This window comes from Pseudoalteromonas sp. SR44-2, from assembly GCF_014163745.1.
GTDB lineage: Bacteria > Pseudomonadota > Gammaproteobacteria > Enterobacterales > Alteromonadaceae > Pseudoalteromonas > Pseudoalteromonas distincta.
In genome coordinates, this window is sequence record NZ_JACJDW010000002.1 from 202,799 (window position 1) to 221,552 (window position 18,754).

General features: G+C 39.2%; 15 protein-coding genes. 9 read left to right on the plus strand and 6 right to left on the minus strand.

All coding sequences use genetic code 11. From position 1 onward, the window contains the following. The first annotated feature begins 45 nt into the window (after positions 1-45). Positions 46-1,272, plus strand: a complete 1,227-nt coding sequence (locus tag H5115_RS02165) for a threonine/serine exporter ThrE family protein (protein ID WP_002960134.1) — start codon at positions 46-48, stop codon at positions 1,270-1,272. A gap of 64 nt (positions 1,273-1,336) precedes the next feature. Here the strand turns inward: H5115_RS02165 and H5115_RS02170 are convergent, their stop codons facing one another. Then, positions 1,337-1,708, minus strand: coding sequence for a hypothetical protein (locus H5115_RS02170; RefSeq protein WP_259396304.1), 372 nt, complete (start codon positions 1,706-1,708; stop codon positions 1,337-1,339). Positions 1,709-1,968: 260 nt separating this feature from the next. Further along, positions 1,969-3,693, minus strand: a complete 1,725-nt coding sequence (gene poxB / locus H5115_RS02175) for a ubiquinone-dependent pyruvate dehydrogenase (protein ID WP_182753397.1) — start codon at positions 3,691-3,693, stop codon at positions 1,969-1,971. A gap of 315 nt (positions 3,694-4,008) precedes the next feature. On the opposite strand from poxB, the gene H5115_RS02180 reads away from it, so the two are divergent. Together H5115_RS02180 and H5115_RS02185 are read left to right on the plus strand one after the other, a co-directional pair. Then, complete coding sequence (locus H5115_RS02180; protein ID WP_182753399.1) at positions 4,009-5,664, plus strand: RluA family pseudouridine synthase; 1,656 nt, start codon at positions 4,009-4,011, stop codon at positions 5,662-5,664. A 177-nt stretch (positions 5,665-5,841) separates the two neighbouring features. After that, the gene (locus H5115_RS02185; RefSeq protein WP_182753401.1) at positions 5,842-7,761 is read left to right on the plus strand and encodes a GGDEF domain-containing protein; all 1,920 of its coding nucleotides are present in this window, start codon (positions 5,842-5,844) and stop codon (positions 7,759-7,761) included. A gap of 36 nt (positions 7,762-7,797) precedes the next feature. Here H5115_RS02185 and H5115_RS02190 read toward each other — a convergent pair whose 3' ends face one another. The 3 genes from H5115_RS02190 to H5115_RS02200 are packed head-to-tail and all read right to left on the minus strand — an operon-like array spanning position 7,798 to position 8,614. Beyond that, on the minus strand, positions 7,798-8,016 hold the full coding sequence (locus tag H5115_RS02190) for a DUF6500 family protein (RefSeq protein WP_007377212.1): 219 nt from the start codon (positions 8,014-8,016) through the stop codon (positions 7,798-7,800). 29 nt (positions 8,017-8,045) lie between these two features. After that, positions 8,046-8,300 (minus strand): hypothetical protein, encoded by a 255-nt coding sequence (locus tag H5115_RS02195; protein ID WP_182753403.1) that lies wholly within the window; start codon positions 8,298-8,300, stop codon positions 8,046-8,048. Positions 8,301-8,359: 59 nt separating this feature from the next. Further along, positions 8,360-8,614 carry a hypothetical protein gene (locus H5115_RS02200; protein ID WP_182753405.1) on the minus strand — a complete coding sequence of 85 codons (255 nt, stop codon included), beginning with the start codon at positions 8,612-8,614 and terminating at the stop codon, positions 8,360-8,362. A gap of 331 nt (positions 8,615-8,945) precedes the next feature. Between H5115_RS02200 and H5115_RS02205 the strand changes: the two genes are divergently transcribed. Beyond that, positions 8,946-9,371, plus strand: coding sequence for a hemerythrin domain-containing protein (locus H5115_RS02205; protein WP_182673675.1), 426 nt, complete (start codon positions 8,946-8,948; stop codon positions 9,369-9,371). 93 nt (positions 9,372-9,464) lie between these two features. On the opposite strand, the gene H5115_RS02210 is transcribed toward H5115_RS02205, so the two are convergent. Continuing rightward, a complete protein-coding gene (locus H5115_RS02210; RefSeq protein WP_002960120.1) occupies positions 9,465-9,878 on the minus strand; it encodes a hypothetical protein in 414 nt (137 codons plus the stop codon). 418 nt (positions 9,879-10,296) lie between these two features. Here H5115_RS02210 and H5115_RS02215 point away from each other — a divergent pair, with 418 nt between their 5' ends. Genes H5115_RS02215 through H5115_RS02235 form a run of 5 tightly spaced genes read left to right on the plus strand, consistent with a single transcriptional unit; the run spans position 10,297 to position 18,714 of the window. Further along, positions 10,297-12,657, plus strand: a complete 2,361-nt coding sequence (locus tag H5115_RS02215) for a TonB-dependent siderophore receptor (protein WP_182753407.1) — start codon at positions 10,297-10,299, stop codon at positions 12,655-12,657. A 10-nt stretch (positions 12,658-12,667) separates the two neighbouring features. Beyond that, positions 12,668-14,821, plus strand: a complete 2,154-nt coding sequence (locus H5115_RS02220; protein ID WP_182673677.1) for an FAD-dependent oxidoreductase — start codon at positions 12,668-12,670, stop codon at positions 14,819-14,821. Positions 14,822-14,823: 2 nt separating this feature from the next. Continuing rightward, positions 14,824-15,642, plus strand: coding sequence for a DUF547 domain-containing protein (locus tag H5115_RS02225; protein WP_182753409.1), 819 nt, complete (start codon positions 14,824-14,826; stop codon positions 15,640-15,642). After that, on the plus strand, positions 15,629-16,963 hold the full coding sequence (locus H5115_RS02230) for an ABC transporter substrate-binding protein (RefSeq protein ID WP_182753411.1): 1,335 nt from the start codon (positions 15,629-15,631) through the stop codon (positions 16,961-16,963). Before H5115_RS02225 ends, H5115_RS02230 begins: the two co-directional genes overlap by 14 nt. Continuing rightward, a complete protein-coding gene (locus tag H5115_RS02235; RefSeq protein ID WP_182753413.1) occupies positions 16,960-18,714 on the plus strand; it encodes an ABC transporter permease in 1,755 nt (584 codons plus the stop codon). Before H5115_RS02230 ends, H5115_RS02235 begins: the two co-directional genes overlap by 4 nt. The last annotated feature ends 40 nt before the right edge of the window (positions 18,715-18,754 follow it).

Below are 18,754 nucleotides of genomic sequence, written 5' to 3' on the forward strand. Positions count from 1 at the left end.
TCTATATTTTTAGCTTAGTTATCGCAATATTTGGTCCAAAAAGATTTGAAAACTGCAACCTTTACAGAAAAACGCAAATTTATCGTTAAATTGGGTAAAATGCTTCACAAGTATGGTACGCCTGCTTACCGACTAGAAGCCCACCTAATGGAAGTGGCTACATATTTAGGACTTAAATCGTCGTTTGTTATGTCGCCAACTTCGGTAACGTTTGTTATTTGGACTGATGGCCACGAAGACGAGTACACTCATGTTGCTCGTGTAGACCCTGGCGATCACGATTTAGGCTCACTTGCCGACACCGACGACCTTGTAAACCAAATGCTTGACGACAAGCTAACTTTACAAGAAGTTGACGCCCAGCTAGATGCTATCTACGACATGCCAAACCCATACAATAAACTTGTTACGGGCGTTGCCTTTGCAACTTCTGGTGGTGCGTTTGCAATGTTAATGGGTACTAGCTGGACTGATGTTATTTGGTCATCGCTTCTTACTTTAGTTGTTTATTTGTTTGTGCTTTGGTCGGGACGCTCAAAACGCGTAGCCCATATGCTTGAGCCATTAGTGGCCATAATATCAGCAATACTTGCCTGTGCAGTAAGCGTGTATATAACACCTGAAATAAACATACGCTTGGTGGTACTTTCGGCCATTATTGTATTTATACCAGGTTTAGCACTTGCGCTTGGCTTAGCAGAGCTTGCAGCGCGGCATTTAGTGTCGGGTACAGCAAGAGTCATGGACTCGTTTATGCTGTTATTTAAACTTTATTTTGGCGGTTTTATAGGCATAGGTATTGGCTTTGCACTCTTTGGGCAAGCTGACTTTGTACAACCTGAACCATTACCAAAGTGGACCGCATGGCTGGCTATATTTTTACTTTGTAGCAGCTTAATCGTTATTTTTAGAACCAAACTTAAGCACGCTGTTTGGTCTATTGCATCAGGGTTTATAGCCTATGGCACCAGTATTGGCTCGGCTATGTACCTTGATTACACGTTAGGTACGTTTGTAGGTGCTTTATCGGTGGGTATATTTAGTAACTTGTTTAACCGCGTTGCTAATGCGCCAGCCTCTATTGTGGCCATGCAAGGCTTAATTGTATTAGTACCAGGTAGCAAAACCTATATTGGCTTAAACTCACTCATTGAAGGCCAAGACTTTATATACGCAGAGCATATAGGCCAGCAAACGTTTTTAATATTTATGTCACTTGTTGCAGGGCTAATATTTGCAAACGTAGCTCTTCCGCCTAAAAAGAGTTTGTAAGTGATACTGAGCGCTCGCTTTACTTTAATTGAGTAAAGCGAGTAAAACGTTAAACTAAAAACAACTACCAAGTAGCAATTGAGGCCAATGCTAAGTGTTTTAGCTCATTACATTGCACTTGAGTCAAACTCAAAAACCTCATAGTAATCAAAAAAACTAGCCAAGGTAGGGTAAGCGCTGTTTCTTGATCCCAGCAAATTGTTACTGTTTGCGAATCATTTACTAAGCCCTTTAACCATTGGCGTGTTAACTCACTCCCTTGTGTGGAGTCGAATCTTTTTGCTCCGACCGGAAAGTTAATAGGTGTAGTAGCAATTAATGCTCTTGCTTGATCTTCGTTCAACGGAATAAGTTTATTTAGTGTATCTTTAGAAAAATCACCATAGGATGAGCTAATCCAGCACCATGCTAAAGAAAAGTCTTCAATTTTAATCAACGCTCTATACCTACTTTTATAAACACGTAATTGACCTTATAGGTTATTACTATTACCTACTCTATACAAACTTCATGTTATTTTACTTTTAGTTCAACAAGTTACAAGAGATCACTATGGTTTATTAATATTTAAGAAAGTATGTCAGACGTTTTTTACATTACGTGAAAGGTATACATTTTCAATAAGCAAATAATAGAGGACATTATTGCTTTATACTTCCCTATTGAGCAAAAGTACTCAATAGGGAAGTAACTCACTTAGCGTGACCAGTTAGTTTTGGCAAGCTCTACAATCTCGTTTCCTTTGCCATTTATTAACGCCTTCATCATGTAAACACTAAAGCCTTTTGCTTGCTCTAATTTGATTTGCGGTGGCATTGAAAGCTCTTGTTTTGCAGTATCGACTTCTAAAACAACAGGTCCTGAGTGGTTCATCATCTCGTTCATTGCCGATGGTAATTTTTCAGGGTCATCCACATGAATCCCTTTTAAGCCGCAGGCCTGTGCAATGTTAGCAAAACTTGGGTTTTCTAAATCGGTATCGCTTGATAAAAACCCACTGGCTTTCATTTCCATAGCCACAAAACTAAGTGAGCGATTATTATAAACAACAATCTTTATTGGTAAATTAAGCTGCTTAAGTGAGATTAAATCCCCCATTAACATCGAAAAGCCACCATCACCACACATTGTAATGACTTGGCGGTCTCTATCAACAGATTGAACCCCCATTGCCTGCGACATCGCATTTGCCATAGAGCCATGATTAAACGAGCCAATTAAGCGACGCTTACCATTCATTGATAAATAACGCGCAGCCCACACTGTTGGCGTACCTACATCACAAGTAAAAACAGCATCGTCAGCTGCTTGCTCGTTGAGTAAACGCGTTAAGTATTGCGGGTGAATTAAATTTTGCGAGGTTTTACCACTGGCAAGTTCATCGAGATCTTGTCGAGACTCTTTGTAGTTTTTAACACATTTTTGTAAGTGCGAACTGCTCCGTTCACCTTTAATATAATCAAGCAGTGTGGTCACTGAATTTTTAGTATCCCCTAATACGCCACAATCAATTTGAACGTGTCGCCCGAGTGACGCAGCCTGATTATCAATTTGCAATATGGTGGTATTTTCAGGATAAAAAGCACGATAAGGAAAACTAGTACCAATCATTAATAACGTATCGGCTTCTTGCATTGCATGATAGCCCGATGCAAAGCCAATAAATCCGGTCATACCAACATCATAAGGATTATCGTATTCAATAAATTCTTTACCGCGCATGGCATGCACTATCGGTGCTTGTAATTTTTCGGCTAACGCAACAATTTCGTCGTGGGCATCCTTACAACCAGCACCACACAATAAGGTTACTTTTTTACTTTTATTAAGATGAGTCGCCATTGCTTCAATATCAGATAAAGCGGGGGTATACGTTGCTGGCTTTGGCACGTTCCATTTTGGTTTGATAGCTTTAGGCATATCTTTTAATGCAATATCACCAGGTAGCACAAGTACACTCACGCCTTTGTTTAATATTGCTTGTCGCATTGCGGTTTCTAGCAGGTATGGCATTTGCTCAGGGCTCGACACCATTTCACAATACACACTGCATTCTTTAAATAATTCTTGCGGATGGGTTTCTTGAAAATAACTACTACCAATTTCAGATGAAGGAATATGTGCGGCAATTGCTAATACTGGTACATTATTGCGCTGACAATCAAATAAGCCATTAATTAAATGAAGATTACCTGGCCCGCAAGAACCCGCACATACCGCAAGCTCGCCTGATAAATGGGCTTCGCCACCAGCTGCAAATGCGGCAACTTCTTCATGTCGCGTTCCTAGCCATTCAATTGTTCCCATTTTTCGCAGACTTTCACTAATGCCGTTAAGTGAATCGCCAGTTACTCCCCAAATACGTTTTACGCCAGCTTGTTCAAGGGTTTTAGTAATAAAACTTGCGATATTTCGACTCATAATATAGAACTCCTAAATATTCAGTTATTCTGTAAATTGATTTTTCGTCTCTGATCTATCAGGTAAGTCATCGTTTCGAAATGCGCTCAATTATTGAGAATCGATAAGCTTAAATATTTTGATAATGATAGATATATTACTACTGAGACTTTACTAACAAACGCCTAAGTCTGCTGCGCCCCATACTGATACATAAAACATGAATGTCCGCTTTAAAGTGTTTATGAATATGCGGGTGCGAGATTTTTAGTGGCTTAACTATGAATATGTTATTATGCGCTCAATTATTTTACTGAATGCTTTTCTCTTACTTCTATGCCAAATTCTGCTTCTTGCTTTACATTATTTTCTCAAAACATTGATGCTCTCGCGCTTCCTGAAAAGTTTACTTTCCCTTTTTATTACGAGCCGCAACCATTAGCTGTAGCAGCCACTAAACAATTACAGCAACAACTTGAAGCGTTAACGCATTTAAAAGCAGAAAATGCAGGTAAAATGTTTGGGGTTTTAGTGGTGCAAAATGCTAAGCAACAATTAGGCTTTTTAAGTGCTTATTCGGGACAAATTGAAGGTGATAAAGCCAATATTAGCTTTGTGCCGCCTGTTTCTAGCATGCAACTTCAAGACGATACCTATTTGGCTCAAAGTAAAATAATTAACGATATTAATGCTCAAATTGAGCAATTAGAAAATAGTGAACAACTGCTTGAAGTTAATAGCAAACTTGATGATGCAACAAAGAGCTACCAGCAAGCGCTATTAGCTCAACAGGCAGTAATGCAAGCCGGTCGTCAGCAACGAAAAATACAACGTACCGAAGGTGAATTAGAACTTAGCGAAAGTGATTTTGAGCAGTTAAAAAATAAGCTTGCAGGGCAAAGCATCGTAGAAAAAAAGCAACTGCTGGCACTTAAAGCCTATTGGCAAAATATAATCGAGTCACTGCAGCAAACACACATCAATATTTCTGATGAAATTGCTCATTTAAAAAAGCGCCGTAAAACGCTTTCTAAAAGCTTACAAAAAAAGCTATTTGCACAGTACCAATTTTTAAATGCAAATGGTGAAACTACAGATTTAAATGCTATTTTTGCAGCACTACCTGAGCACACTCCTCCTTCGGGTGCTGGCGATTGTGCAGCGCCTAAATTATTACAATACGCCTATAAACATGACTTAAAGCCACTTGCTATGGCAGAGTTTTGGTGGGGAGCAGCACCTAAATCAGCAATTAGGCAGCATAAGAATTACTACCCTTCTTGTTACAGTAAATGCCAACCAATACTTGGGCATATGCTAAAGGGTTTAGATGTTGAAGATAACCCACTACTTACCAACCCTGCTCAGGGTAAAGATTTAAGTATTGTTTATAAAGATGACGACTTACTTGTGGTAAATAAGCCCGCTGAGTTTTTATCGGTACCTGGCGTTAATATTGGTGACTCAGTTTATATGCGAATCAAAACGCAGTTTCCAGAGGCATCAGGGCCACTAATTGTACACAGATTAGATATGTCGACTTCTGGGTTATTGATGATTGCGCTTAATAAACGCGTGCACAAAGCACTGCAAAAGCAGTTTATTGAACGCACCATAGATAAACGTTATGTCGCATTAGTTAATGGTAACGTAGCTGAGGATAGCGGAGTAATTGATTTGCCCTTAGTGCTCGACTTTGATGATAAACCGCGCCAAATGGTGTGTTACACACACGGTAAGCCATCACTTACTACCTGGCAGGTTTTAGAGCGTAACAACAATATTACCCGATTACAGTTATACCCTAAAACAGGGCGAACTCATCAATTAAGAGTGCATTGTGCGCACAGCTTAGGTTTAAACATGCCAATTATAGGCGACACACATTACGGGCAAAAGGCCGATAGATTACATTTACATGCAGAATACTTAGCATTTACTCACCCTATTACGCTTAAACGATTAGAGTTTGAAGTAGCCGCTGATTTTTAATAAAACACTTTGCTATAACAGCTATATTATTCAATGTGTTGGTTTTTATTAAATTTAATTGATATTGTTTGTGGTCTTTTTCTTCAATGATGAGTATAAAAAACTGTTCAAACCCAAGTTTATTAAGCACTGTGAATAAGTATTTCAATAATAAAAATAAATCAGCAAAGGATTAACATGGCTAACAATACACAAATAAAGATTTTAGGTAATACTTTATGGGCAAAGTATATTGTTCTCCTTTTATTTTTACTTTTTAGTAAACTTGCCTCTGCTAACGGCGATTCATTAAATGCAACTTCACATGCGCTAGACTTTGACACGACTCAAACTCTCATCAATAACATAAAACTAAATGAATTAGACTATCTTCAAAATGAAGACAAACTCACTCAAGCGTTTAAAATAAGCAAAGATCAAAATTGGGAAAAGCTTCATCTAGAAGCGGCCGCTTTGTATGCGGAGTTACTTTTTAGACAAGAAAAATACGCAGCATTAAATACTCACTTATCCTATTACTTAAAGAACAAAGAGTTACCAAACCAAAAAAGTGTGTATTTATTATTTCTCGAATCACAACTCAAGTCTCTAGCGAGGGATGCAAACCCAGCTCCAGCACACACGCTAGCCACAAAATTAGAAGAGAGCTTGCAACAGCATTCATCTAAAGAAAAAATTATTATTTTACGAGCACTTGCTTACTATTACACAGATACAGACGCATTGAAAAAGACCCTAAATGTTGCACTAGAAGGGCTAGAATTAGCATTAAAAGATGACGACTCAGCATCTCAGGGATACTTTTTTAGAAAAATAGCCGATGCATATAATTATCTAAACGAAAAAGATAAAGCCATATATTATGCAAAAAAAGCGGTTGCAGCATATGAGCAAACACAAGATGGGCTTTTTACTGCAAAAGCATATTGGAGTTTAGGCAATATATTGCTCGAGATAAAAAAACCTAAAGATGCCTTAATATACCTAGACAAAGCATTGCTCTATTTTAAAAAAGCTAATATGCAAAAAGGCTTAACCTTTGCCCAATACTCAATTGCTAGCATTGAGTACTTACAAGCAAACTACGATAAAGCTTTAACTTTAACTAAAGAGAACATTGAGCTTGCGCGTTCTGCAGGTGTACACGACATGCAACTCGCATCGCTCATTTTGTTAGCTGACATATATATAAAACTAGATTTACTTGATCAAGCAAATGAAGCAAACGATGAGGTATTTTTAAACTTAGATAAATTCAGCCGCAGTATTTATAAAGCCGATTTTTTAAGTAAACGCTATGAGCTAAAGCGACGCCTCAACTACACTAACGAGGCTTTTGAAGCAATTGAACAAAAGCTCCTTTATACAAAAAAACACTACGAAGCTACCAGTGAAAGTAATATAAAAACACTACAGGTACAGTTTGAAGTAAAAGAAAAAGAAGAAAAAATACAGCAACTAGAGTACGCAAAAGATATTAGTGAACTACAAGCTAAAGAAGAGTACCAACAAAAAATAATTTGGCGACTCAGCGCTGCTATTGCGTTTATTTTAGTGATTGCTTCATTATTTTTATTTTATCGGCAAGCTCGACAACGTCAAAAATATCACGATATTTCATTAACAGATTATCTAACAAATAGCCCTAATCGCAGAGGAATAATGCGCGCCGCAGAAGCAAAGCTTGATGAAGGTAAAATGACGATAGCAATTGTTGACTTAGACTACTTTAAAAAAGTTAACGACCAATTTGGTCACGATGTTGGAGATTTAGTTCTTATTGCCTTTGCAAAGGCTGCAAAAGAAACACTAAGTGGTGATCATCAGTTTGGCCGCTACGGCGGCGAAGAATGGTTGTTTGCACTAAATTCGGTTGACGAACTAGCTATTCGCGATATATTTGACCAGCTAGCCACTAGGTTTACCGAGCATTGTAGTAATATAAAAGACCTTCCTAGTAATACAAAAATCACTTTTAGTGTGGGAGCCTCTGTAAGTAGCCCCTTAAAAAGCACACTAGATGTTCTTATTAAGCATGCAGATAAATTACTTTATAAAGCAAAAGAAAACGGAAGAAACCAAGTCGTTGTTGATTAGATAAATACAGCTAAAAGTACTTGCTCAGTTAATTGACTAAAGTCCATCTAAAACCATCTGTTTAATTTTATGTGCTTTTACAAAATGATCTAATTTATGAGTGTGTATCCACCAAGTAGCGGCCTCCATAAGTAGCTCTGGGTCGTCGTTTTTATTGGCAAAAAATGCATAAAAAGAAAGCCCTACATTTTCGCCTTTAGCTGCTATTTTTTTATCGCACACAGTAATTATTTTTGCTCTTAGTTCTTCCCTCATACATACCTTATTTAATTATATTTTTACTATTAAAATACGCCATTTAAAAAGCTAACGATTAGCTGTAAAAGGCTTCTATCAACCAAGCCATGATTCTCAAGCTCTTTATTAGGCGTATTTACTTTTGTAGCTTTGCATTCATTATCTAATGTCTCATTTTTAAGTGTATCGGTTTCGTATGCAATATCTGCTTGTTCCATACATTTTGCTGAGCCTGCGTAAGGCTGCGCCGCACAAGCGCTTAGTAATAAAAAAAGTGAAATTGCTATCAATAATTGCTTCATAACTAATCCTATTTTTACGCAACTTATTTACTTTAAATTACAGTTGCAAGTTAGCCTATTTACTTTTCTACCACCATTACAAAAAATTCAAAAAAGAACGTACCGATGGCATCAAAAAAAGTGTTATTTTTTTCATCCTTTTTAATTTGTGCGCTAATGCATTGATTATCAACCTGTGAGCTTGTTTGAGCGCCATTTCGATCAACCATTTCAGCCTCTTCAATACATAAGTTAGGGTTAGAACGCGGGGCTGTACTACATGCACTCAGTAAAGCGCACAGTAGTAATGCGGCGACGGGGCTTTTTATGTTCATCCTTAAACTATCTTATTAAGTTAACGTGCTACCTGCATTTATGTGTGAGAGTAATATATAGGTTGTACCCAAATAACACTGACACTTTATCACTGCTATAAAATAAACAACCAGTAAATATTTGTAAGGTTCTGTAGGAATTTATACTCACTTTTATAATTGAACTACGCAAAAGCCTGAAATTATTGCATTCATATCACTGTAAAATTTACAGTGATCGCAGCCAAAGAATAAAAAATTAAATTAAATTTATTAAAATACAATAACTTAATATTTGGCATTTAGTTTGCTAGTTAATAATATAAGCAAATAAATTGTAAAAGGACTAGTTATGAATATTTTTGAAGCACTACGTCATGACCATGACAAACAACGAGAATTGGTAGATGCGCTTATTCAAACACACGGCGACACAGAGCAGCGCCACAAGCTAATGGATGAGCTAAAAACAGAATTAGAAAATCACGCAAAATTTGAAGAACGTTACTTTTATAACCCACTTATGTTTGATGACTTAACTCATGAAAAAGCGCGCCACAGCGTAGCTGAACATCACGAAATTGATGAATTAATTGAACAACTTGAAGATACCGAAATGAGCTCGTCTGCATGGTTAGTTGCAGCTAAAAAGCTACACCATCTGGTACATCATCATTTAAGTGAAGAAGAACACGAAGTGTTTCAATTAGCGGGTAAAGCACTTACCGAAGGGCAAAAAGAGAGCCTTGCTGAGCAATACAACGACGCAATGCATTAGTTGCATAACACGCAAACCGACTTCCACACACTCCCTGTGTACTTATTGGTTATAAGCCTTATGGCTTATAACCAATTTTTTACATGTACTTTATTACTTTACAGTAAATTTCACGTCTTGGTCGCGTAATAAGTAAAGTGCAAAACACGCAGCCCACATTGGCCATGCAGTAAAGAATAATAAGTTATTAAAGCCATCTATGTACTGGTTGTAAGAAGAAAGCGTAGATAAGCCATGCATTACAAAAATGATACCGTACGTTATACGCTTTTTAATACCTGCTAAAAATGCTAAAACAAGCACTAACTGCACCGCACCAATAATGTAAGCCACTATATCTGTAGAGCCACTAATACCGTAAAAATGTTCAAAAATACGTGCGCTATGCCCAGGATTAACAAACTTATCGAATGTCCACATAACCATTACAATAAACACGCCTAAACGCAAAGATAAAAGTGACCACTGCAAACGGTTTTGCACATCAGAATTCATTGAACCTGTCATAAAATTTCCTTAAATGAATATTAATAAACGTAGAAGTAAGCTAGACCGTATAAGTTATTTTTTATTTCAAAAATTTTTAATTAAATTCATTAATTAAGCCATGCAGTACTAAAAGTGAAGCTTATTTAAGTAATTTAAAAATGCTGCATAAAAGTTAACTCTTTTAAAATGTTAGCAGGTTGAAAGTAGTCTATAATTAATAAATCCTATTAAAAGCAAACATTTACTTTCACTCTAATACAATCGCCCTATTAATATTTTATCGACTAATAAAACAATAGTACTTAATTACCAACTTTGTAATGCATCTGTTTTGTTATGTTCTAAAAAACAAAAAGAATCAAAATTTTACTGAAAGTTATTTTTAATCCTTTCGGTCTTTATCGCCAACAACATTTTAACCGTAGAGAGAAAACGTTTGAAACACGCATATTTAGCACTTTCCCTAGCCACCATATTAAATACACCACTTAATGCTTTTGCAGCCGAAGAATCAAAAACAGCAAAAAAAGGCGCAATTGAGCGTATTGAGGTGGCAGGCCAAGTTATTAAATCTCAAGATCTTTCGGTTAAAAATGCCACTGTAGACGGCCCTTTTGGCGACAACTTAGCTCTACGAGATATAGCCCGATCAGTAACACCAATTTCAAGCGAGTTAATAGAACAACTCAATATTACGACTTTACAAGATGTACTTGCAGTAAGCCCTAATACCTATTCAGCCAGTGGTTTTGGGGCACCAAGTTTACCTACTATTCGTGGGCAACTAGGTGAGCTTTTCCAAGATGGTACACGCCGCCAAGCAGGTAATAATGGCTTTGGCGTGCCGTTATCGTTCAACTCTATAGAACAAATAGATGTAGTAAAAGGCGCGCCACCGGTATTATTTGGTTCAAGCCAACGCAACGGTGGTTTTGTAAACTTACATTCTAAAAAAGCATCAACTGACGACAGTAAAGGCAAAGCAACGGTATCGGCAGGACGATGGGATCAGTACAGCGTTTTAGTTGATTACAGTGCACCTATAGTAAAAGACAAAGTAGGTTTTAGAGTAAGCGCTGAACACATTGATAACGGCAGTTACTACGACTTTTCGGGCACGAAAAGCGACAGCTTATTTGCAGCACTTAGGGTGTTACCTGATGACAAGAGCAGCTGGGATATTAACTTTGAGTTATACCATGTTGAATTTACCGATAACGCAGGTATTAACCGCCCTACTCAAGCGCTAATAGATAATGGCCTTTATATTACCGGCCAAGGCGTGCAAGTAAATGGCAGCACAGTTCCAGCGGCAGGTTCTATTGTTTCACCTACTGGGCAAGTAAAAATAGACCGTAGTACAGTACTTACCGACCCTGACAATCAAAACGAAGCCACTACTTATTTACTACACAGCATTTATAAGCGTGAACTTTCAAACAATGCATCAATAAAAAACATTACGTATTTTCAGCACTTACAACGCGAAGAAATTGCACAAAATAGCTTTGTTGAAATTATAGATGGTGCCGATACCGCGCAAAACCGTACCGAATTGACTTACCAATGGAGCAACGAACAGCAAACAATTTTTGCTTTTGATGTGCGTTACAACCGCGTGCTAGGCTACAGCCAATTTACAACAGAAGCCGACTTACCGATTGATTTAACTGGCCCAATTTCAAATCGCCGCATTCCTTTAACTGATGCACAACAAGCGCGTTTAATTGAAATTAGTCCAGGTGTATTTGTATCCCCTGGTGGTCAGTACGATATTAATAACGATGGCAGCGGCGACTTTAACTTATCAGACACTACCGATTCGCGCTCATGGCAAACGGGTTTTGCTATTCAGCAAGATTCAGATTGGACAGATAAGTTTCATACAAGTGTTGGCTACCGCATAGATTTTTATGACGTAGACGCGCACGACCCAATAGCACCAGAGGGTGAAATTGCAGCGAGCGATAGCATTAACGATAAGCTACATTCGGGGCAAATAAGCTTTAATTACCGATTAAACGGTGATTACACCACTTATGGTGCAGCAAGTTACAACGAAGCCACATCAAATAGTATGGCTGGCGGTACGTCTCTTGGTGGTGATAACACGATTAGCGCGCAAAACTTTTCAACCGAAAATACCTTAGTTGAATTCGGTTTAAAATACGCACCAACCGACAGTGATTGGTACGCCGATGGTGCAGTGTTTAGCCAACGTCGTAGTTTACGTAATCGTGATGGTAGTAATACCGGCATTCGTACTACCGGCTTTGAAAGCCAAGTATTTTATGATGCTTACCCTTATTGGCTAAGTGCTGGCTACAGCTATATTGATGCTCGCTACGATAATTCTGCAAGTAGCCAAGATTCAGCACAAGTCGCTGATGCATTTGACAACTCACGTCCAGATATTATTTCAGGTACCAGTGTTGGCGCACCTAGCTTTACCGCGTTTGCACCTTCAAACCGCCAAGTTCAGGGCATCCCTGAGCAATCTTTCAGCTTTAACGGAAATTATTCAATTAATTCGAAATGGCAAACGGGTTTTTCAGGTCTATATACAAAGAGTTACCCATTAGACTTTTTGGCGACAGTAAAAATTCGTGATCAGTACACCCTAAACGTAAATACTAGCTATGCTTTTACGCCTAATACCAAGTTACGATTAGATGTGAACAACGTGACGAATCAAAAAAACTGGCGCCCAGTATTTGAAGGCGGTTACTTTGGTGCAACTTTAGCTTTTCCTGAGTTGCCAATTAACGCCAAGTTAACCCTTACGCATAGTTTTTAAGAGAGAGAACATGATTAAAAAAATATTTCTATTATTGATTGCAGCGGCCGCCGTCGGCCTGTTCTTTCATTTTGACTTACACCAACTACTTACGCTTGATGGCTTAAAAGGATCGATGGATCAGTTTAACCAATACAAAGAGCAGTCACCGTTACTAGTTATTGGTGGGTTCTTTTTACTATACGTAGTAGTAACTGCTCTCTCTTTACCAGGCGCCGCTATTTTAACACTTGCCGCAGGTGCATTGTTTGGCTTAGTTGAAGGCTTATTGGTTGCATCTTTTGCCTCAACTATTGGCGCAACACTTGCCTTTTTAGTATCGCGTTACTTACTACGTGACACTATTAAACAACGTTTTCCTGAGCGATTAGCCGCCATTGATGCAGGCGTTGAAAAAGAAGGTGGATTTTACTTATTTACGCTTAGATTAGTGCCGGTGTTTCCGTTCTTTTTAATCAACTTACTAATGGGTGTTACTTCAATAAAGTCTTGGACTTATTACTGGGTAAGCCAAGCAGGTATGCTCGCCGGTACATTTGTATTTGTTAACGCAGGTACACAACTGGCGCAAATAGAAAGCTTATCTGGAATTTTATCATTCAACTTAATCTTATCATTCGCTTTATTAGGTATATTCCCATTCATTGCAAAAGGAATCTTAAACGTGTTTAAAAAGCGTCGCGTATACAAAAACTACACTAAGCCTAAAAAATTCGACCGTAACATGATTGTTATTGGCGCAGGCGCAGGTGGTTTGGTAACAAGTTATATAGCCGCTGCTGTTAAAGCAAAAGTAACCCTTATTGAAGCGGGCGAAATGGGCGGTGACTGTTTAAACTATGGTTGTGTTCCAAGTAAAGCAGTCATTAAAAGCGCTAAAATTGCAGAACAAATTCGCCATGGTGAAAACTACGGCCTAGAAAATGCGACACCGCAGTTTTCGTTCAAAAAAGTAATGGCACGTGTACATAAAGTTATTGCCGATGTAGCACCGCACGACAGCGTTGAGCGTTACACCAACCTAGGCGTAGATGTTGTAAAAGGTTACGGTAAATTAATTGACCCGTGGACTGTAGAAATTAAACTTAACGACGGTGGCACGCAAACACTCACCGCTCGTACTATTGTGATTGCCACTGGCGCGCGCCCATTTGTACCGCCACTACCTGGTATTGAAGAAACTGGCTATGTAACAAGCGATACGTTGTGGAATAAATTTGCAGAGCTAGATGAGGCACCTAAGAAACTTGTAGTACTTGGTGGTGGTCCAATTGGTAGCGAATTAGCACAAAGCTTTGCACGTTTAGGTTCAAGCGTTACGCAAATTGAAATGGCGGAGCGCATCATGATCAAAGAAGATCTTGAAGTGTCTACTTTTGCTCACGAAGCGTTAACCGAAAGTGGCGTTAATATTTTAACATCACACCAAGCACTTCGCTGTGAAGCTCGCGATGGTAAAAAATATATTGTTGTTAAACATAACGACAAAGAAATAGATATTGAATACGACGAGCTATTATGTGCCGTTGGTAGAAGTGCACGCCTTAAAGGTTATGGCCTTGAAGAGCTTGGCATTGAAACAAACCGCACAGTAGTAACTAACGAATACCTAGAAACACTGTACCCTAATATTTTTGCAGCAGGCGATATTGTAGGTCCATACCAATTTACACATGTGGCAGCTCATCAGGGTTGGTACGCAGCGGTAAATGGCTTATTTGGTCACCTTAAAAAGTTTAAAGTAGATTACCGTGTTATTCCGTGGACTACGTTTATTGACCCAGAAGTAGCACGTGTTGGCTTAAACGAGCAAGACGCAAAAGACAAAGGCATAGATTACGAAATTACTCGCTTTGAATTTGAAGAGCTAGACCGTGCAATTACCGACAGCGCTACAAAAGGCTTTATTAAAGTGATTACACCCAAAGGCAAAGACAAAATATTGGGTGTTACTGTAGTATCTGAACACGCAGGCGATTTAATTGCTGAGTTTGTACTGGCAATGAAACACGGCTTAGGTCTTAACAAAATACTCGGTACTATACACAGCTACCCTACTTGGGCTGAAGGAAACAAATACGCAGCAGGTGAGTGGAAACGCGCTCATGCACCTGAAAAAGTGCTTAACTTGCTTGAAAAATACCACACTTGGCGTCGAGGTTAATTATGTTTAAAACACCTCTAAAAGCATTGCTACTTGGTTCGGCTTTAGTTGTAACATCGTTTGCAACATCATTTTCGACCCAAGCCCAAAACATGCACGATAGCTGGAATGCATTATTAAATAAGCATGTTGTCGCTATTAATCATAATCACAGTACTGAGGTTGATTACGCTGCTATAAAACGTGAGCATGCACAGCTAAAAACGTATTTAGATTCGTTAACGGCTGTAACGCAAAGCGAATTTGACGCATGGGAAAAGCCTAAGCAACTCGCTTTTTTAATCAATGCTTATAATGCGTGGACTGTTGAACTTATATTGACTAAGTACCCTGATATTAAGTCAATTAAAGACTTAGGGAGCTTTTTTAGCTCACCATGGAGTAAAGAGTTTGTGCCATTACTTGGCAAAACTCGCAGCCTTGATGATATAGAGCATGGTTTAATACGTGGCAGCGGTAAATACAACGACCCACGTATTCACTTTGCAGTAAATTGCGCGAGTATTGGTTGCCCAGCGCTTCGAGAAGAAGCCTATACAGCCACTGATTTAGAGAGCCAATTGCAAGAGCAAACAGTACGCTTTTTATCAGATATGACACGCAATATGGCTCAAGAAAATACGCTAGGCGTGTCTTCAATATTTAAATGGTACGGCGATGACTTTGAAAACGGTTTTAGAGGTGCAAACACGCTACAGCAGTTTTTCCTGCAATATAGCGATGCACTTAAACTGATACCCGCTCAGCAAAAAGCACTTAAAAATGATGACATGAAAGTTAAATTTTTAGACTACAACTGGGATTTAAATGTTCGCCATTAAGTTTTGGCAAACACTGGCGCGATACAGCTTTTGCTGTGTCGCGTTTTGCGTTTGTGTAATCGCAAATTTAGCTGTTTTTTCGAGCACTGCGTTTGCTAATCCCGTTATCAACTCAAAGAGTGAAAGTAATTTAGTAATAAACACACAACAGGGAGCTCGCTGGCAACAAGTTCAAACACTTGGTAGTAATCAAGATGTTTACTTTTATGCATGGGGCGGCGACGCGCAAATAAATGCCTATATTCAATGGGCAGCGCAGCAAGTTAAAACTAAGTACAACATTAACCTAGTGCATGTAAAATTAAGTGATACCAGCGAAGCAGTAAGTCGTGTACTTGCCGAAAAATCAGCAAACAATAACAACCAAGGCAGCGTAGATTTAATGTGGATCAACGGGGCTAACTTTGCCACCATGAGTGAGCACTCTCTGCTTTTAAAGCAATGGGCAAATAAACTCCCCTACTTTGCATTAACCGATCCGGCTAACAACCCTGCTGTAACCTTTGACTTTGGTTTACCTACCAATGGGATGGAGGCTCCATGGGGGCAAGCGTCACTTACATTTTATTACGACAGCATTGCAATAAATGGTAAGGCAAACAATAAATTGCCTACTACATTAAACGAATTATTAAACTGGAGCGCGCAAAACCCTGGTCGCTTTAGTTACCCAAAGCCGCCTGACTTTTTAGGTATGAGCTTTTTAAAATACGCCTTAGTTGTACTGCATCAGCAAAGCAGCGAAAATATTAAAGCGCAGCTAAACCAACCAGCTACAACTAAAAATACAGCGCAAGTGTTAAACCCACTGTGGGACTTTTTAGATAAATTACACCCAACTCTTTGGCGTGGTGGCACTCATTTTATGCAAAGTGGTGCTCAAATGCGCCGCTTAGTAGACGATACAGAGTTGAGTTTAGCCTTTACTTTTTCTGCACCTGAAGTACCCGCAGCTGTAAAACGCTATGATTTACCAAACAGCATTCGCAGTTACGCAATGAGTGATGGCAGTTTAAGTAATACCCATTTTGTGGCAATCCCTTACAATGCAAGCCACCAGCAAAGTGCGCAATTAGTGGCTAATTTTTTACTCAGCCCTGAGGCGCAAGCTCAAAAACAAAAAGCGCATATATGGGGCGATAAAAGCGTACTTATTCAATCAACGTTAACGCCTGATCAGCAAGCTTTATTTAAAACAGCTAAACCGCATCCAAGTGCACTGCCTTTAAACAGTATTAAACGCACATTGAGCGAACCTCATCCAAGCTGGGTAAACGCCATTATGCAAGGTTGGCAAACTCGTTATGGAGTAAGCCAATGAGTGTTATTTCAAAAAGTGTACCGATTAATACCAAAGCAACAACGCAGTGCAGCACCGATATGTTTACGCGCATTGTAAAATTTAGCCCGCGATTTTTACTCGCTTTACTTATACTACCCGTACTTGGTGGCTTAATTAGCGTATTGCTGCCTGCCTTTGGTTATGCGCCCGTACTTGAGCAAACAACGTTTAGCTTGCAAGGTTTTAATGCCCTTTGGCAAACACCCGGCCTCACCCAAATGGTTACCTTAAGCGTTGCAACGGGCTTAATAAGTACTTTGCTTGCATTTATTATTACCTTAATGATTTTAGCTGCGTTTTTTAATAGCCCGTGGCTTAACCGAATTCAGCGTTTATTGAGCCCTATATTAGTTATACCTCATGCCGCCGCGGCTATTGCGGTAGGGTTTTTAATTGCCCCTTCAGGTATGATTTCACGCTTAGCGTCGCCTTGGTTAAGCAGCTGGGAACTTGCGCCAAACGGCATGTTTCCGCATGATTCATTCGGTATTAGTATTATTTTAGGCTTAACACTAAAAGAGCTTCCCTTTTTATTATTAATGGCACTGGGCGTACTTGCTCAACCTGAGCTTGGCAAAAAATTACGCCAACAACATAAGGTTGCGCTTAACTTGGGTTATTGCCCAATGACCGCCTTTTTTAAAGTAATACTGCCAAGCCTTTATCCGCTGCTGCGTTTGCCCCTTTTAGCCGTGCTTGCCTATGCAAGTGCCAGTGTAGAAATGCCACTCATTTTAGGCCCAAATACACCACCCACATTGGCCGTTGCAATAATGCATTGGTTTAACGATATTGATTTAAACCTGCGCATTAAAGCCTCAGCGGGCGCTTTATTACAACTGGCTGTTACAGGCGGGTTATTAGCCCTTTGGCTTGGCGCAGAAAAGGCCGTAAAAGTGCTATTTAGCGACTCTCTCACTAATGGAGTGCGCGAATACGGCGGATTTTATTGGCAAAAAATAACGGTCGTACTCACCACATTAGTAATTAGCTTCATATTGTTGTCACTTATTGGTTTAGTTATGTGGTCGGTTGCAGGCTTTTGGCGCTTTCCAGATGCAATGCCTGAGCAATTTACACTACTGCATTTTAAAAGTGCGCTAATGCAAATGAGCAGCCCGCTTTTTAATACCCTAGCAATCGGTTTAGTAACCACACTATTTGCCATTATTCTTACTTTATTGTGTTTAGAATCAGAGCAATTGAGTGATAAACCGATTTCTCGTTTTACCAGTTTAATTATTTACTTACCGTTATTAGTACCCAGTATTGCCTTTTTGTTTGGGTTAGTATGGATACAACAATTGGTAAATAACCAAGCCGCATTTTTTAATGTGGTACTTACGCATTTACTGTTTGTGTTGCCTTACGTGTTTTTGTCACTGGCGAGCAGTTATAGGCGCTTAGACCCTCGTTTTGCTCATGTTGCAGCAAGCCTAGGCGCAGCGCCATGCAAGGTGTTTTTTAAAGTAAAACTACCTCAGTTGTTTGCCCCTATTTTAATTGCAGCCGCACTGGGCTTAGCAATTAGTTTTGGACAATACCTCCCCACGCTTTTAGCTGGCGGCGGGCGCATAGCCACAATAACAACCGAAGCCGTTACGCTTGCCAATGGCGCAAGCAGACGCACCAGTGCCGTGTACGCTATTATGCAAATGGCGTTGCCACTTATTGGATTTATACTGGCATGGGTTTTACCTAAATATTTTTTCAAAAGTGCACGTGCTTAAAAGTGCACATATTTAAAGCCCCCATGTTTAACACTATCAG

Bases quoted from the DNA above. Each gene is read 5' to 3' on its own strand.
- poxB (WP_182753397.1), bottom strand. From the start codon at position 3,693: ATGAGTCGAAATATCGCAAGTTTTATTACTAAAACCCTTGAACAAGCT.
- H5115_RS02180 (WP_182753399.1), top strand. From the start codon at position 4,009: ATGCCAAATTCTGCTTCTTGCTTTACATTATTTTCTCAAAACATTGAT.
- H5115_RS02185 (WP_182753401.1), top strand. From the start codon at position 5,842: ATGGCTAACAATACACAAATAAAGATTTTAGGTAATACTTTATGGGCA.
- H5115_RS02190 (WP_007377212.1), bottom strand. From the start codon at position 8,016: ATGAGGGAAGAACTAAGAGCAAAAATAATTACTGTGTGCGATAAAAAA.
- H5115_RS02195 (WP_182753403.1), bottom strand. From the start codon at position 8,300: ATGAAGCAATTATTGATAGCAATTTCACTTTTTTTATTACTAAGCGCT.
- H5115_RS02200 (WP_182753405.1), bottom strand. From the start codon at position 8,614: ATGAACATAAAAAGCCCCGTCGCCGCATTACTACTGTGCGCTTTACTG.
- H5115_RS02205 (WP_182673675.1), top strand. From the start codon at position 8,946: ATGAATATTTTTGAAGCACTACGTCATGACCATGACAAACAACGAGAA.
- H5115_RS02210 (WP_002960120.1), bottom strand. From the start codon at position 9,878: ATGACAGGTTCAATGAATTCTGATGTGCAAAACCGTTTGCAGTGGTCA.
- H5115_RS02220 (WP_182673677.1), top strand. From the start codon at position 12,668: ATGATTAAAAAAATATTTCTATTATTGATTGCAGCGGCCGCCGTCGGC.
- H5115_RS02225 (WP_182753409.1), top strand. From the start codon at position 14,824: ATGTTTAAAACACCTCTAAAAGCATTGCTACTTGGTTCGGCTTTAGTT.
- H5115_RS02230 (WP_182753411.1), top strand. From the start codon at position 15,629: ATGTTCGCCATTAAGTTTTGGCAAACACTGGCGCGATACAGCTTTTGC.
- H5115_RS02235 (WP_182753413.1), top strand. From the start codon at position 16,960: ATGAGTGTTATTTCAAAAAGTGTACCGATTAATACCAAAGCAACAACG.